The 14,077-nt window shown below is 75.0% G+C and carries 13 protein-coding genes; all 13 read left to right on the top strand.

Features of this window, described 5'->3' with window-relative positions; translation table 11 throughout:
* The first annotated feature begins 202 nt into the window (after positions 1–202).
* Positions 203–1,477: an adenosylmethionine--8-amino-7-oxononanoate transaminase gene (locus BAW75_RS18055; RefSeq protein ID WP_104114321.1), complete on the top strand. Its 1,275-nt coding sequence runs from the start codon at positions 203–205 to the stop codon at positions 1,475–1,477.
* Positions 1,478–1,564: 87 nt separating this feature from the next.
* Positions 1,565–2,404 carry an orotidine-5'-phosphate decarboxylase gene (gene pyrF, locus BAW75_RS18050; RefSeq protein WP_064448506.1) on the top strand — a complete coding sequence of 280 codons (840 nt, stop codon included), beginning with the start codon at positions 1,565–1,567 and terminating at the stop codon, positions 2,402–2,404.
* Positions 2,405–2,579: 175 nt separating this feature from the next.
* Positions 2,580–2,897, top strand: coding sequence for an integration host factor, actinobacterial type (mihF, locus tag BAW75_RS18045; protein ID WP_013285515.1), 318 nt, complete (start codon positions 2,580–2,582; stop codon positions 2,895–2,897).
* 25 nt (positions 2,898–2,922) lie between these two features.
* Positions 2,923–3,474 (top strand): guanylate kinase, encoded by a 552-nt coding sequence (locus tag BAW75_RS18040; RefSeq protein WP_104114320.1) that lies wholly within the window; start codon positions 2,923–2,925, stop codon positions 3,472–3,474.
* A 3-nt stretch (positions 3,475–3,477) separates the two neighbouring features.
* Positions 3,478–3,744: a DNA-directed RNA polymerase subunit omega gene (rpoZ, locus tag BAW75_RS18035; protein WP_013285517.1), complete on the top strand. Its 267-nt coding sequence runs from the start codon at positions 3,478–3,480 to the stop codon at positions 3,742–3,744.
* Positions 3,745–3,758: 14 nt separating this feature from the next.
* The gene (coaBC, locus tag BAW75_RS18030; RefSeq protein WP_064448504.1) at positions 3,759–4,967 is read left to right on the top strand and encodes a bifunctional phosphopantothenoylcysteine decarboxylase/phosphopantothenate--cysteine ligase CoaBC; all 1,209 of its coding nucleotides are present in this window, start codon (positions 3,759–3,761) and stop codon (positions 4,965–4,967) included.
* 97 nt (positions 4,968–5,064) lie between these two features.
* Positions 5,065–6,255 (top strand): methionine adenosyltransferase, encoded by a 1,191-nt coding sequence (gene metK, locus BAW75_RS18025; protein ID WP_223201130.1) that lies wholly within the window; start codon positions 5,065–5,067, stop codon positions 6,253–6,255.
* A 59-nt stretch (positions 6,256–6,314) separates the two neighbouring features.
* A complete protein-coding gene (locus BAW75_RS18020; RefSeq protein ID WP_104114319.1) occupies positions 6,315–8,261 on the top strand; it encodes a primosomal protein N' in 1,947 nt (648 codons plus the stop codon).
* A gap of 225 nt (positions 8,262–8,486) precedes the next feature.
* A complete protein-coding gene (locus tag BAW75_RS18015; RefSeq protein ID WP_104114318.1) occupies positions 8,487–9,467 on the top strand; it encodes an AAA family ATPase in 981 nt (326 codons plus the stop codon).
* Positions 9,468–9,561: 94 nt separating this feature from the next.
* Positions 9,562–10,824 (top strand): cytochrome P450, encoded by a 1,263-nt coding sequence (locus BAW75_RS18010; RefSeq protein WP_104114317.1) that lies wholly within the window; start codon positions 9,562–9,564, stop codon positions 10,822–10,824.
* 42 nt (positions 10,825–10,866) lie between these two features.
* A complete protein-coding gene (gene def / locus BAW75_RS18005; RefSeq protein WP_043324943.1) occupies positions 10,867–11,427 on the top strand; it encodes a peptide deformylase in 561 nt (186 codons plus the stop codon).
* A gap of 5 nt (positions 11,428–11,432) precedes the next feature.
* Entirely contained in the window at positions 11,433–12,359 is a 927-nt protein-coding gene (gene fmt / locus BAW75_RS18000; protein ID WP_104114323.1) for a methionyl-tRNA formyltransferase, read from the top strand.
* Positions 12,356–13,939: an RsmB/NOP family class I SAM-dependent RNA methyltransferase gene (locus BAW75_RS17995; protein WP_104114316.1), complete on the top strand. Its 1,584-nt coding sequence runs from the start codon at positions 12,356–12,358 to the stop codon at positions 13,937–13,939. Before fmt ends, BAW75_RS17995 begins: the two co-directional genes overlap by 4 nt.
* Positions 13,940–14,077 lie beyond the last annotated feature (138 nt).

Below are 14,077 nucleotides of genomic sequence, written 5' to 3'. Positions count from 1 at the left end.
GCTCTACACCGGCATCACCTACCGCGGCCCCGCCCTGACGAGAGCCATAACCCGGACCACCCACCCCTGACCCACCCCTCTCTTCCCCGCGATCTTGCACTCGCGGCCCCGGCACACCCCCTCATTCCGGGCGCGGCAGGGGCAGCAACCGCAAGATCGCGCGGGAAGAGAGGGGGCGGCGGGGAGGGGTGAAGGAGGAGACGTGACGCCTGAGGAGATTCTGGACGCGGACCGGCGGCACGTGTGGCATCCGTACGCCGCGATGCCCTCCGCCGGCGCGCCGTACGTCGTGGACAGCGCGCAAGGGGTGCGGCTGCGGCAGGGCGACGGGCGGGAGCTGGTCGACGGCATGTCGTCGTGGTGGGCGGCGATCCACGGCTACCGGCACCCGGCGCTCGACGCCGCGGTGACCGGCCAGCTCGGGCGGATGAGCCACGTGATGTTCGGCGGGCTCACCCACGAGCCGGCGGTACGCCTGGCGCGCACGCTCGTCGAGCTGACCCCGGACGGCCTGGAACACGTCTTCCTGGCCGACTCCGGCTCGGTGAGCGTCGAGGTCGCGGTGAAGATGTGCCTGCAGTACCAGCGGGCGCGGGGACGCCCGCAGCGCCGCCGGCTGGGCACCTGGCGGGGCGGCTACCACGGTGACACGTTCCACCCGATGAGCGTCTGCGACCCGGAGGGCGGCATGCACCACCTCTGGGGCGACGTGCTGCCCCGGCAAGTGTTCGCGCCGGCGCCGCCGTCCGGCTTCGACGCGCCGCCCGACCCGGCGTACGAGGCGGCTCTGGTGGACGCCGTGGAGCGGCACGCCGACGAGCTGGCCGCGGTGATCGTCGAGCCGGTGCTGCTGGGCGCCGGCGGGATGCGGTTCCACCACCCGCACTATCTGCGTGTGCTGCGCGAGGTGACCCGGAAGCACGGCATCCTGCTGGTCTTCGACGAGATCGCCACCGGCTTCGGCCGGACCGGGAGGATGTTCGCCGCCGAGCACGCCGGGGTGGCCCCGGACGTGCTCTGCGTCGGCAAGGCGCTCACCGGCGGGTACCTGACGCTGGCCGCGGCGCTCTGCACGCCCGAGGTGGCGCGGGCGATCTCCGCCGACGGGGTGCTGGCGCACGGACCGACGTTCATGGGCAACCCGCTCGCCTGCGCGGTCGCCAACGCCTCCCTGGAGCTTCTGCGGGCCGGGGACTGGGCCGGCCGGGTGGCGGGGATCGCCGAGGGCCTGCGGGCCGGCCTGGCGCCGTTGCGCGGCGCGCCCGGCGTGGCCGACGTACGGGTGCTCGGCGCGATCGGGGTGGTGCAGCTCGACCACGAGGTGGACCTGCCCCGGGCGACCGCCGCCGCGGTGGCGCAGGGGGTGTGGCTGCGCCCGTTCCGGGATCTCGTCTACACCATGCCGCCGTACGTCTGCGACGCCGCGGACGTGGCGCGGATCGCGGCCGGGGTGGCCGCGGCGGTGAAGGCCGGCTGAGCCCGGCCGAGTTCGACAGGGCGCGACGGGAAGGCCGTCGCCGGACACGCCCAGGCGGCCCGGGGCCGCGGGGAGAGGAGAGACGCGATGGAGACGTTCGGCGCCCGACTGCACCGGGCCGTGGCGGAGCGAGGGCCGCTGTGCGTGGGGATCGATCCGCACCCCGGGTTGCTGGCCGGCTGGGGGCTGACCGACGACGTCGACGGACTCGACCGGTTCTGCCGCACCGTGGTGGAGGCGATCGGGGACCGGGTGGCCGTGGTCAAGCCGCAGTCGGCGTTCTTCGAGCGCTTCGGCTCGCGCGGCGTCGGGGTGCTTGAGTCAACTATCCGACAGTTGCGAGATCTGGGAGCGCTCGTTCTGCTTGACGTGAAGCGCGGCGACATCGGCTCGACGGTGGCCGCGTACGCGTCGGCGTACCTCGATCCATCCAGCCCGATGTATGTCGATGCGGTGACCGCGAGCCCCTACCTGGGAGTAGGTTCACTCGCGCCGATGTTCTCCACCGCAGCCGAGCACGGTGGCGGGGTCTTCGTCCTGGCCCTCACCTCGAACCCGGAGGGCGCCTCCGTGCAGCGTGCCGTCGGGGCCGACGGGCGCACCGTCGCGCAGACCGTGATCGACGAGATTTCCCAGCTCAACCGGGGTGCGGAGCCGCTCGGAAGCTTCGGTCTGGTGGTCGGCGCGACGGTCGGCGAGACCGGTCACGACCTCGGCTCGGTGAACGGTCCGCTGCTCGCTCCGGGCCTGGGCGCGCAGGGCGGCACGCCCGCCGGGTTGCGCACCGTCTTCGGCGCCGCGCTGCCGTCGGTGCTCCCGTCGTACTCCCGGGAGGTGCTCGGCGCGGGACCGGACCCGGACGCTCTGCGCGCTGCCGCCGAGCGGGCGCTGGCCGAGTGCCGGAGCGCCCTGGACGCCGTAGGCTGACTGACGGCTCGGTCACTTTCCGTTGATCATCGCGCGCCCACGTTGCCGAAATCTCCGTTGACCGCTAGTTTTCCCCGCGCTGGGAACCACGGACCCCTTTGGTTGCCAGCGACACCACGTTTCACAGATGCGGTGGGGCGCTCCGCCCGCCGTACTAGGGACCTGAGGAGAACTGGTGCCGCTCCCGTCACTGACCCCCGAACAGCGCGCTGCCGCGCTGGAGAAGGCCGCGGAGATCCGCAAGGCCCGCGCTGAGCTGAAGGAGCAGCTCAAGCAGGGCAAGACCACCCTCGCCACCGTCCTCGAGCGGGCCGAGTCCGACGACGTCGTGGGCAAGCTGAAGGTTTCGGCCGTGCTCCAGGCGATGCCGGGCATCGGCAAGATCCGGGCCACCCAGATCATGGAGAAGCTCAAGATCGCGGACAGCCGTCGCCTGCGCGGCCTCGGCGAGCAGCAGCGCAAGGCTCTGCTCGGGGAGTTCGCCGCGAACTGAACGGCCCGCCGTGTAGAAACAAGCGGTGAGCACGGATGACGAGGCGCGCTCGGCGGCTCGGCTCACTGTCCTGTCCGGTCCCTCCGGGGCCGGCCGGAGCAGTGTGGTCGAGGCGGTCCGGGCGCGCCTTGCGTCTGTCTGGGTGCCGGTGGTCGCCACCACCCGGCCGCCCCGCCCCGACGAGCGGGACGGCGTGGACCGCGTCTTCCTCGACGCGCCCGCCTTCGACCAGCTGATCGCCGCCGGGGAACTGCTGGAGTGGTGCCGCATCGGGCCGTACCGCCGGGGGGTGCCCCGGGCCGAGGTACGGACGCGGCTCGCCGCGGGCCGGCCGGTGCTGCTGCCGCTGGACCTGGGCGGCGCGCTCGCGGTACGGGCGGCGGCGCCCGGCGCCCGGCTGGTGCTGCTCGCGCCGCCGGCGTACCGGGCCGACCCGGACGTCGCGGCCCTCTTCGCCCACGCCGTGGCACACGACCACACCGAGCGCGCCGCGGCGGAGCTGGTAGGATTGCTCGGTTCGTCCTTCCTGGCTCCGGCCCGACCGCCCGCGGGCGGCGCACGAGACGCAGAGGTTTAATTCGTGGGATCCATCGCCACCAACCCCGAGGGCATCACCAACCCGCCGATCGACGAGCTGCTCGAGAAGACCACCTCGAAGTACGCGCTGGTCATCTTCGCCGCCAAGCGCGCCCGTCAGGTCAACGCCTACTACAGCCAGCTCGGTGAGGGCCTGCTGGAGTACGTCGGCCCGCTGGTGGAGACCACCCCGCAGGAGAAGCCGCTCTCCATCGCCATGCGCGAGATCAACGCGGGCCTGCTCACCGCTGAGCCGACCGACCAGCCGTAACCGCGCCCGCGCCGATGCCCGCCGAGATCGTCCTCGGGGTCGGCGGCGGCATCGCCGCCTACAAGGCGTGTGAGCTGCTCCGGCTCTTCACCGAGTCGGGTCACCGGGTCCGGGTGGTGCCGACCGCCTCGGCGCTCCGTTTCGTCGGGGCGCCGACCTGGGCGGCCCTGTCCGGCCAGCCGGTGGCCGACGACGTCTGGTCCGACGTGCACGAGGTGCCGCACGTGCGGCTCGGGCAGCACGCCGACCTGGTCGTGGTCGCCCCGGCCACCGCTGACCTGCTCGCCAAGGCCGCCCACGGCCTCGCCGACGACCTGCTGACAAACACGCTGCTGACCGCGCGCTGCCCGGTGCTGCTGGCGCCGGCCATGCACACCGAGATGTGGGAGCACCCGGCGACCGTGGCGAACGTGGCCACGCTGCGCTCGCGCGGCGTCCGGGTGATCGAGCCGGCCGTGGGGCGGCTCACCGGGCGGGACACCGGCAAGGGCCGGCTGCCCGACCCGGCGGAGATCTTCGCGGTGGCCCGACGGGCCCTGGCCCGCGGCGTCGAGGCCGAGGCCGACCTGGCCGGCCGGCACGTGGTGGTCACCGCCGGGGGCACCCGCGAGCCGCTGGACCCGGTCCGGTTCCTGGGCAACCGGTCCTCCGGCAAGCAGGGGTACGCGTTCGCCCGCGCCGCCGTGGCCCGGGGCGCCCGGGTGACGCTGGTCGCGGCGAACGTGGCGCTGCCCGATCCGGCGGGGGTGGACCTGGTCCGGGTGGGCACCACCGAGGAGCTGCGCACGGCGACGCTGGCGGCGGCCGCCGACGCGGACGCCGTGGTGATGGCCGCCGCGCCCGCCGACTTCCGGCCGGCCAGCTACGCCACCGGGAAGATCAAGAAGTCGGACGACGGTGTCGCGCCGACCATCGAGCTGGTCACCAACCCGGACATCGCCGCCGAGCTGGGTCGCGTCCGCCGCCCCGGCCAGGTGCTGGTGATCTTCGCCGCGGAGACCGACGACGCGGAGGCCAACGGCCGGGCCAAACTGGCCCGCAAGGGAGCCGACATGATCGTCGTCAACGAGGTCGGCGTGGACAAGGTCTTCGGCGCCGACACCAACGCGGCCACCGTGATCGGCGCCGACGGCGCCGTGCACCGGCTGGCCGAGCAGCCCAAGGAGGCCCTGGCCGACGCCGTCTGGGACCTCGTCTGTCCGCGGTTGCCGTCACGTTCCTGACGGTTGGTCGGCCCGCGTTCAGGGGGTCGCGGCGGAACGAGGATGGCTAAACTGCCGCCGAGCGACCTTTAAAAGTCTTCACATGCTTAGGAGTGCCGTGACACGTCTCTTCACGTCCGAATCGGTCACGGAGGGCCACCCGGACAAGATCGCCGACCAGATCAGTGACGGCATTCTCGACGCGCTGCTCGCCCAGGACCCGCACAGCCGGGTCGCGGTGGAGACGCTGATCACCACCGGTCAGGTGCACGTGGCCGGTGAGGTGACCACGAAGGCGTACGCCGACATCCCCACCATCGTCCGGGAGACCATTCTCGGCATCGGCTACGACTCGTCGAAGAAGGGCTTCGACGGCGCGTCCTGCGGCGTCAGCGTGTCCATCGGCGCCCAGTCGCCGGACATCGCCCAGGGCGTCGACAACGCCTTCGAGCTGCGTACCGGCGGGTCGGAGAGCGCGCTGGACGCGCAGGGCGCCGGTGACCAGGGCATGATGTTCGGCTTCGCCTGCTCCGAGACGCCCGAGCTGATGCCGCTGCCGATCGCGCTGGCGCACCGGCTGGCGCGCCGGCTCGCCACGGTCCGCAAGGACGGCACCATCCCCTACCTGCGGCCGGACGGCAAGACCCAGGTGACCATCGAGTACGACGGGCTGCGCCCGGTCCGGCTCAACACCGTCGTCGTGTCCAGCCAGCACGCGGCCGACATCTCGCTGGAGTCGCTGCTCACCCCGGACATCCGGGACCACGTCATCACCCCGGAGCTGGAGGGCCTCGGCCTGGAGACCGAGGGCTACCGGCTGCTGGTCAACCCGACCGGGCGCTTCGAGATCGGCGGCCCGATGGGTGACGCCGGCCTGACCGGCCGGAAGATCATCGTGGACACCTACGGCGGGTACGCGCGCCACGGCGGCGGCGCGTTCTCCGGCAAGGACCCCTCGAAGGTCGACCGCTCGGCCGCGTACGCGATGCGCTGGGTGGCCAAGAACGTGGTCGCCGCCGGGCTGGCCGAGCGGTGCGAGGCCCAGGTCGCGTACGCGATCGGCAAGGCCCACCCGGTGAGCCTGTTCATCGAGACGTTCGGCACCGAGACGGTGCCGGTCGCCTCGATCGAGAAGGCCGTCGCCGAGGTGTTCGACCTGCGCCCGGCCGCCATCATCCGGGACCTGCACCTGCTCCGCCCGATCTACCAGCAGACCGCCGCGTACGGCCACTTCGGCCGGGAGCTGCCGGACCTGACCTGGGAGGGCACCGACCGGGCCGCCGACCTCAAGTCGGCCGCGGGAGCCTGACCGCCGCCACGCGCCGCGACCGGCGACCCGCGCAGGGGTCGCCGGTCGCGCGCGTCTGCGTGGACGTGCCCCTGCCGCACCTGGACCGCCCGTTCGACTACCTGGTGCCGGAGGCGCTCGACGCCGAGGCGCAACCGGGGGTACGGGTGAAGGTGCGCTTCGCCGGGCAGCTGGTCGACGGCTGGCTGCTGGAGCGCGCCGAGTCCTCCGCGCACCCGAAACTGGCGTACCTGGAGAAGATCGTCTCGCCGGTGCCGGTGCTCTCCCCGGAGGTGGCCCGGCTGGCCCGTGCGGTCGCCGACCGGTACGCGGGCAGCCTCGCCGACGTGCTGAGGCTGGCGGTGCCGCCCCGGCACGCCCGCGCCGAGAAGGCCGTCACCGCCGACGCGGACGCGCCCGCCGACCCCGACGCGCCCGCCGACGCGGACGCCAGGCCGGGAGGCCGGGCGGAGGTGGACCCGCGCGGCTGGCGGGACTACCCGGCCGGGCCGGCGCTGCTGCGGGCGCTCACCGACGGCCGGCCCGCCCGCGCGGTCTGGTCGGCGCTGCCGGGGGAGGACTGGGCCGGCCGGTACGCCGACGCGGTGGCCGCCACCGTGGCCGGTGGCCGGGGCGCAGTGGTCGTGGTGGCCGACGCCCGTGACCTGGACCGGCTCGACGCCGCCCTGACCGCCGTGCTCGGCGCGGGGCGGCACGTGCGCCTCACCGCCGCCGACGGCCCGGCCCGCCGCTACCGGGCGTTCCTGGCGGCCCGGCGCGGCGACGTGGCAGTGGTGATCGGCACCCGGGCGGCCATGTTCGCCCCGGTGGAGCGGCTCGGCCTGGTGGCGATCTGGGACGACGGCGACGACCTGCACGCCGAGCCCCGCGCGCCCTACCCGCACGCCCGGGACGTGCTGCTCACCCGGGCGCGGCTCGGCGACGCCGCCGCCCTGGTCGGCGGGTACGCCCGCAGCGCCGAGGCGCAGCTGCTGGTGGAGACGTCCTGGGCCCGGGAGGTGGTGGCCGACCGGGCGGTGGTGCGCGCGCGTACCCCGGCCATGGCGCCCACCGGCGACGACCCGCAACTGGCCCGCGATCCCGGCGCGGCCTCGGCGCGGCTGCCGAGCCTGGCCTGGACCAGCGCCCGGGACGCGCTGCGCGCGGACCTGCCGGTGCTGGTGCAGGTGCCGCGCCGGGGTTACGTGCCGTCGGTGGCCTGCGCCGACTGCCGGACCCCGGCCCGCTGCCCGCACTGCGCCGGGCCGCTCGCGCTGCCCTCGGCGCAGGGCACGCCCGCCTGCCGCTGGTGCGGCCGGGTGGCCGCCGCGTACGCCTGCCCGGAGTGCGGTGGGCGGCGGCTGCGCGCCTCGGTCACCGGCGCCCGGCGCACGGCCGAGGAGCTGGGCCGGGCGTTCCCGGGCGTGCCGGTGCGGACCTCGGGGCGGGAGGAGGTGCTCGCCACGGTGCCGGGCGGGGCCGGGCTGGTGATCGCCACGCCGGGCGCCGAGCCGGTGGCCGACGGCGGCTACGGCGCGGTGCTGCTGCTCGACTCCTGGGCGCTGCTGACCCGGGCCGACCTGCGGGCCGGTGAGGAGGCGCTGCGGCGGTGGATGGCCGCCGCCGCGCTGGCCCGGCCCGGTACGGCCGGCGGGCGGGTGGTGGTGGTCGCGGACGGCGCGCTCGCGCCGGTGCAGGCGTTGTTGCGCTGGGACTCCGCCTGGTTCGCCGCCCGCGAGCTGGCCGAGCGGCGCGAGCTGGGCTTCCCCCCGGCGGTGCGGATGGCGAGCGTCACCGGTGTCGCCGAGGCGGTCAGCGACCTGCTGGACGGCGCCCGGCTGCCGGACGGCGCCGAGGTGCTCGGACCGGTGCCGGCCGACGAGGGCCGGGAGCGGATGCTCGTGCGGGTGCCCCGGTCCCGGGCCGCCGCGCTGGCCGAGGCGCTGCACGCCGCCGCCGGCCAGCGCAGCGCCCGCAAGGCCGCCGGTCCGGTACGCCTGCAGGTCGATCCGCTCGTGCTGTTCTGACCGGCCGCCGCCGCGTGACACTGCGCACGCGGCCCCTCGCGCACGGTCGTGAGCTGGGGTTTGCCGCACACCTGGTCCGGCAATTGGGTAGCGGGCGGTGATAGCATCGCCCGTCATGCCCAGCCGCGCGGTTTCCCCGCGCGGGACGCGGCGCGGCGGGTGCCAGAGCACGTCGGGCCGACACTCGATGTCGTCAGTCAGCCGGTGAGCAGGGGTGGACCAGTCGTGACCGTTCGTCAGTCGATCGTCTTCAACGGTGACCTCGGCAGTGGCAAGAGCACCGTCTCGGTCGAGATCGCCAAGCGGCTGGGGCTGCGCCGGGTCAGCGTCGGCGACCTCTACCGCCAGATGGCCCAGGAGCGGCAGATGACCGCTCTGCAGCTCAACCTGCACGCCGAGCTGGACCAGGCGGTCGACGGCTACGTCGACCAGCTCCAGCGCGACATCGCCGCCTCCGGCGAGTCGCTGGTCATGGACTCCCGCCTGGCCTGGCACTTCTTCACCGACGCGCTCAAGGTGCACATGATCACCGAGCCGACCGAGGCGGCCCGGCGCGTGCTGGCCCGCCCGTCCGGCCCGGCCGAGAGCTACACCTCGCTGGAGGAGGCGCGGACCAAGCTGCGCGAGCGCAGCGAGAGCGAGCGGGGCCGGTTCATCGTCCGCTACGGCGTCGACAAGGCCCGCCTGCGCAACTACGACCTGATCTGCGACACCACCCGGGCCAACCCGGAGCAGGTCATCCAGCACGTCATCGACGTCTACGAGGGCCGCCTCGGCGCGGACGTGCTGCGCGCCGGTCAGCCGCTGCTGCTGCTCGACCCGACCCGGGTCTACCCCACCGAGGACGTGTCCGCGCTGCGGGGCCTGTGGGACGCCGACCTCGCCGCCGAGCTGGCCGAGAGCGGCGAGGAGCCGGAGCCGCTGAGCATCGGCTACACCGGCGAGTACTTCTTCGTCGTCGACGGGCACCGGCGGCTCAGCTCGGCGGTGCGCGCCGGCCTGCCGATGGTCCCCGCCCGGCTGGTCGCCGAGGTGGACGAGCCGGTGGTCGGCGGGATGAGCGCCGTCGACTTCTTCACCACGCAGGCCCGGCCGGGGCTGATCCACGACTGGGAGGACGCCCACGGCATCACGCTGCCGCTGCCCGAGCACGCGCTGCTCGACGGCGGCCCGGTGCTGGCCGGGGAGCCGGGCGGGGGCGCCTGACCGCGGTGGATACCGCCGTCTCGCCGTGACGGGTTGACCACCCTCGGGCGGCGCGGAGCATGATGGGGGTCTCCGACGCCTGGGGAGGCGGACCGTGGATCCTGCCGACGCGCTCGCGCTGCTGATGTCCCCCGAGGGTCGTGTCGACCCCTACCCGACGTACGAGCTGCTGCGCGCGCACGGCCCGGTGGTCCAGGCCGGCCCGGTCTTCTTCGTGGTCACCGGGTACGCCGAGGCCGACGCGATCCTGCGCGACGCCCGGTTCGGGGTGCTGGACGACGCGCTGCGCGACCAGTTCATGCCCGGCTGGCGGGAGAGCCCGGCGATTCTGTCGATCTCCCGGTCGATGCTGCGCACCAACCCGCCCGACCACAGCCGGATGCGGCGGCTGGCGGCGGGCGCGTTCACCCCGCGCCGGATCGCCGCCATGCACGACGTGGTGCGGGCGCAGGCCGACGAGCTGGTCGACGCGATGCTCGCCGCCGAGGGGCCGGTCGACTTCATGGCCGGGTTCGCGTACCCGCTGCCGGTCGGGGTGATCTGCGCGCTGCTCGGCGTGCCGGCGGCGGACCGGCCGTTGTTCCGGCGCTGGGCCACCGACCTGACCGGCGTGCTGGAACCGGAGATCACCGAAGAGGAGCTGGCGGTCGCCGACCGGGGCGCGAGCGAGTTGCGCGCCTACTTCACCGAGCTGGTGTCGGCGCGCCGCCGGGCGCCGGCCGACGACCTGACCAGCGCGCTGGTGCAGGCGCACGACGGCGGTGACCGGCTCTCCGGCGACGAGTTGCTGGCCAACCTGATCGTGCTGCTGGTGGCCGGCTTCGAGACCACCACCAACCTGCTCGGCAACGGCCTGGTGGCGCTGCTGGAGCACCCGCGCGCGGCGGCGACGCTGGCCGAGCACCCGGAGTTCGCCCCCGGGTACGTCGACGAGCTGCTGCGCTACGACTCGCCGGTGCAGCTCACGTCCCGGATGAGCACCGCGCCGGCCCGGTACGGCGACGTCGACCTGCCGCCGGAGAGCTGGGTGATCGTGATGCTCGGCGCGGCCAACCGTGATCCGCGCCGCTATCCGGAGCCGGCGCGCTTCGACCCGTGGCGTCCGCAGGTCCACCCGCTGTCCTTCGGCGCCGGGCCGCACTACTGCCTCGGCGCGGCGCTGGCCCGGCTGGAGGCGCAGGTGGCGTTCCCGCTGCTGCTGCGCCGGCTGCCCGGCCTCGCCGTGGCGGGCCGGCCCGAGCGGCGCGTCCGGCTCACGCTGCGTGGTCACGCCACGCTGCCGGTGCGCGTCGGCCGGGAGGCGTCCCCGGTCACCGTTCCCGGTACGCCACCCGGGGCGGCCGGGCCGACTCCGTAGACTGGACGCGCATCGTTCGACCCAGACAAGGAGCCACGCCGAGTGACCGTCCAGCCCATCCGTCTGTTCGGCGATCCGGTGCTGCGCACGCCGGCCGACCCGGTCGTCGACTTCGACGCCGAGCTGCGCAAGCTGATCGCCGACCTGACCGACACGATGCGCGAGCAGAGCGGCGCCGGCCTCGCCGCGCCGCAGCTCGGGGTGGGCCTGCGGGTGTTCACCTTCGACGTCGACGACGTCCTCGGCCACCTGGTCAACCCGGTGCTGGAGTTCCCCGACGAAGAGGAGCAGGACGGCCCGGAGGGCTGCCTGTCCATCCCCGGGCTCTACTTCGACACCAAGCGCCGGCAGAACGTGATCGCCAAGGGCTTCAACGGCTACGGCGACCCGCTGCAGATCGTCGGCACCGGCCTGATGGCCCGCTGCGTGCAGCACGAGACCGACCACCTCGACGGCGTGCTCTTCGTCGACCGGCTCGACCCGGCCGGCCGCAAGGAGGCCATGAAGGCGATCCGGCAGGCCGAGTGGTACGACCAGGCCGCCCCGCCCACCGTCAAGCTCAGCCCGCACGCCGCCGGCAACCCGTTCGGCCTGGGGCGGTGACCCGGATGCGCCTGGTCTTCGCCGGCACGCCGGCCGTCGCCGTACCGGCCCTGGACGCGATCGCCGCCTCCGGACACGAACTGCTCGCCGTGGTCACCCGCCCCGACGCCCCGGCCGGGCGCGGCCGGGGGCTGGTCCGCTCGCCCGTGGGCGCGTGGGCCGACGCGCACGGCGTCGAGGTGCTCACCCCGGCCCGCCCGCGCGAGCCGGAGTTCCTCGACCGGCTGCGCGAGCTGGCGCCGGACTGCGTACCGGTGGTCGCCTACGGCGCGCTGGTGCCGCCGGTGGCGCTGGAGATCCCCCGGCACGGCTGGATCAACCTGCACTTCTCGCTGCTGCCCGCCTGGCGCGGCGCCGCGCCGGTGCAGCACGCGGTGCTGCACGGCGACGAGGTGACCGGGGCCAGCGTCTTCGAGCTGGAGGCCGGGCTGGACACCGGCCCGGTCTACGGCACGGTCACCGACGAGATCCGCCCGTCCGACACCTCCGGCGACCTGCTGGAGCGGCTCGCGCACTCCGGCGCCGGGCTGCTGGTCGCGGTGCTCGACGCGATCGGCGCCGGCACCGCCCGCGCCGTGCCGCAGCCGGTCGACGGCGTCTCGCTCGCCCCGAAGCTGACGGTCGAGGACGCCCGGGTCCGCTGGGGCGACCCCGCGTTCGCGGTGGACCGGCGCGTCCGCGCCTGCACCCCCGCGCCCGGCCCGTGGACGACGTTCCGCGACGACCGGGTCAAGCTCGGTCCGGTCACGCCGGTGGACGACGGCCCGGAGCTGAAGCCCGGGGAGCTGCACGTGGCGAAGTCCGGTGTGCTCGTCGGCACCGCCACCACGCCGGTGCGCCTCGGTGAGGTGCGCGCCGCGGGCAAGAAGGCCATGCCCGCCGGCGACTGGGCGCGCGGCGCCCGGGTCACCGCCGGCGAGGTGTTCGCGTGACGGGGCCGTCGCGTCCGGACCGGCCCGTCGAGGGCGAGCGTCAGCGGGGGTACGGCGACCGCCAGCGCTCCGGTGACCGGCCTGGTGGCGAGCGTCAGCGCGGCGACGAGCGGTTCGGCGACCGGCAGCGCTCCGACCGGCAGCGCTCCGAGCGGCCCGGCGGCGACCGGCGCGGCGGGGACCGGTTCGGTGGCGACCGGCGGGGCGGGCGTCCGGCCCGTCCGGCCGTGGACCTGCCCCGGCAGGTCGCCTACGAGGCGATCGCGGCGGTGCACCGCGACGACGCGTACGCCAACCTGGTGCTCCCGGCGATGCTGCGCGAGGCGGGTCTGACCGGCCGGGACGCCGCGTTCGCCACCGAGCTGACCTACGGCACGCTGCGGCACACCGGCACGCTCGACGCGATCGTGACCGACGCGGCCGGGCGGGACGTGCAGCGCATCGACCCGCCGGTGCGCGACGCGCTGCGGCTCGGGGCGTACCAGATCCTGCACATGCGGGTGCCCGCGCACGCCGCGGTGTCGTCCACCGTGGACCTGGTCCGGTCGGTGGGGCCGGGCGCGACCGGGTTCGCCAACGCGGTGCTGCGGGAGATCACCAGCCGGGACGCCGACGCCTGGGTGGCCAAGCTCGCCCCGGCGCAGGAGACCGACCCGGTCGGGCACCTCGCGCTGGCGTACAGCCATCCGCAGTGGATCGTGCGGTCGTTCGCCGAGGCGCTCGGCGGCGACATGGGCGAGACGACCCGGCTGCTCATCGAGGACAACGAGCGCCCGCCGGTGCACCTGTGCGCCCGGCCGGGCCTGGCCGACCCGGTGGCGCTGGCCGACGAGGTGGGCGGCGCGCCCGGCGCGTTCTCGCCGTACGCGGTCTATCTGCCCGGCGGCGCGCCGGGTGACCTGGCGGCGGTGGCCGACGGCCGCGCGCACGTGCAGGACGAGGGCTCCCAGCTGGTGGCGGACGCGCTGGCGGCGGCGCCGCTGGACGGCCCGGACGGCCGGTGGCTGGATCTGTGCGCCGGTCCGGGCGGCAAGTCCGGTCTGCTCGGCGCGCTGGCCGCGACGCGGGGCGCGCGGCTGACGGCGGTCGAGGTGGCCGAGCACCGGGCGCGGCTGGTGGAGCAGGCCACCCGTGGGCTGCCGGTGACCGTGCTGAACACCGACGGGCGCAGCGTGGGCAGCGACCCGAAGCTGCCGGAGGGGCACTTCGACCGGGTGCTCGTCGACGCGCCGTGCACCGGGCTGGGCGCGCTGCGCCGCCGGCCGGAGGCGCGATGGCGTCGCCAGCCGTCGGACCTGCCGCCGCTGACCCGGTTGCAGCGTGAGCTGCTGACCGCCGCGTTGCGGGCGGCCCGGCCGGGTGGCCTGGTCGCGTACGTGACGTGTTCGCCGCACGTGGTGGAGACGCACGTGACGGTGACCGAGGCGGCCCCGGGCTGCGGCCTCGGCGTCGATTTCGTCGACGCGCGGCCGCTGCTGCCGGCCGGCATGCCGGGCCTGGGGGACGGCCCCACGGTGCAGCTGTGGCCGCACCGTCACGGCACCGACGCCATGTTCCTGGCGGTCCTGCGCCGGAACTGACCCACCTCTCGCAGTCGATCAAGGAGTTCGTGTCCGCCGTGCCCGGACACGAACTCCTTGCTCGTCATGCGGAGAAATGGGGAGCGATGGAGCGTGTGCGGCATCCCGGTGGGGGGAGGGGGCCGGTGGGATGTGACA

It is taken from the genome of Micromonospora chalcea, assembly GCF_002926165.1.
GTDB lineage: Bacteria > Actinomycetota > Actinomycetes > Mycobacteriales > Micromonosporaceae > Micromonospora > Micromonospora chalcea.
Note: the sequence above shows the minus strand (reverse complement) of the source record. Positions and strands in the feature narration are given on the sequence as shown.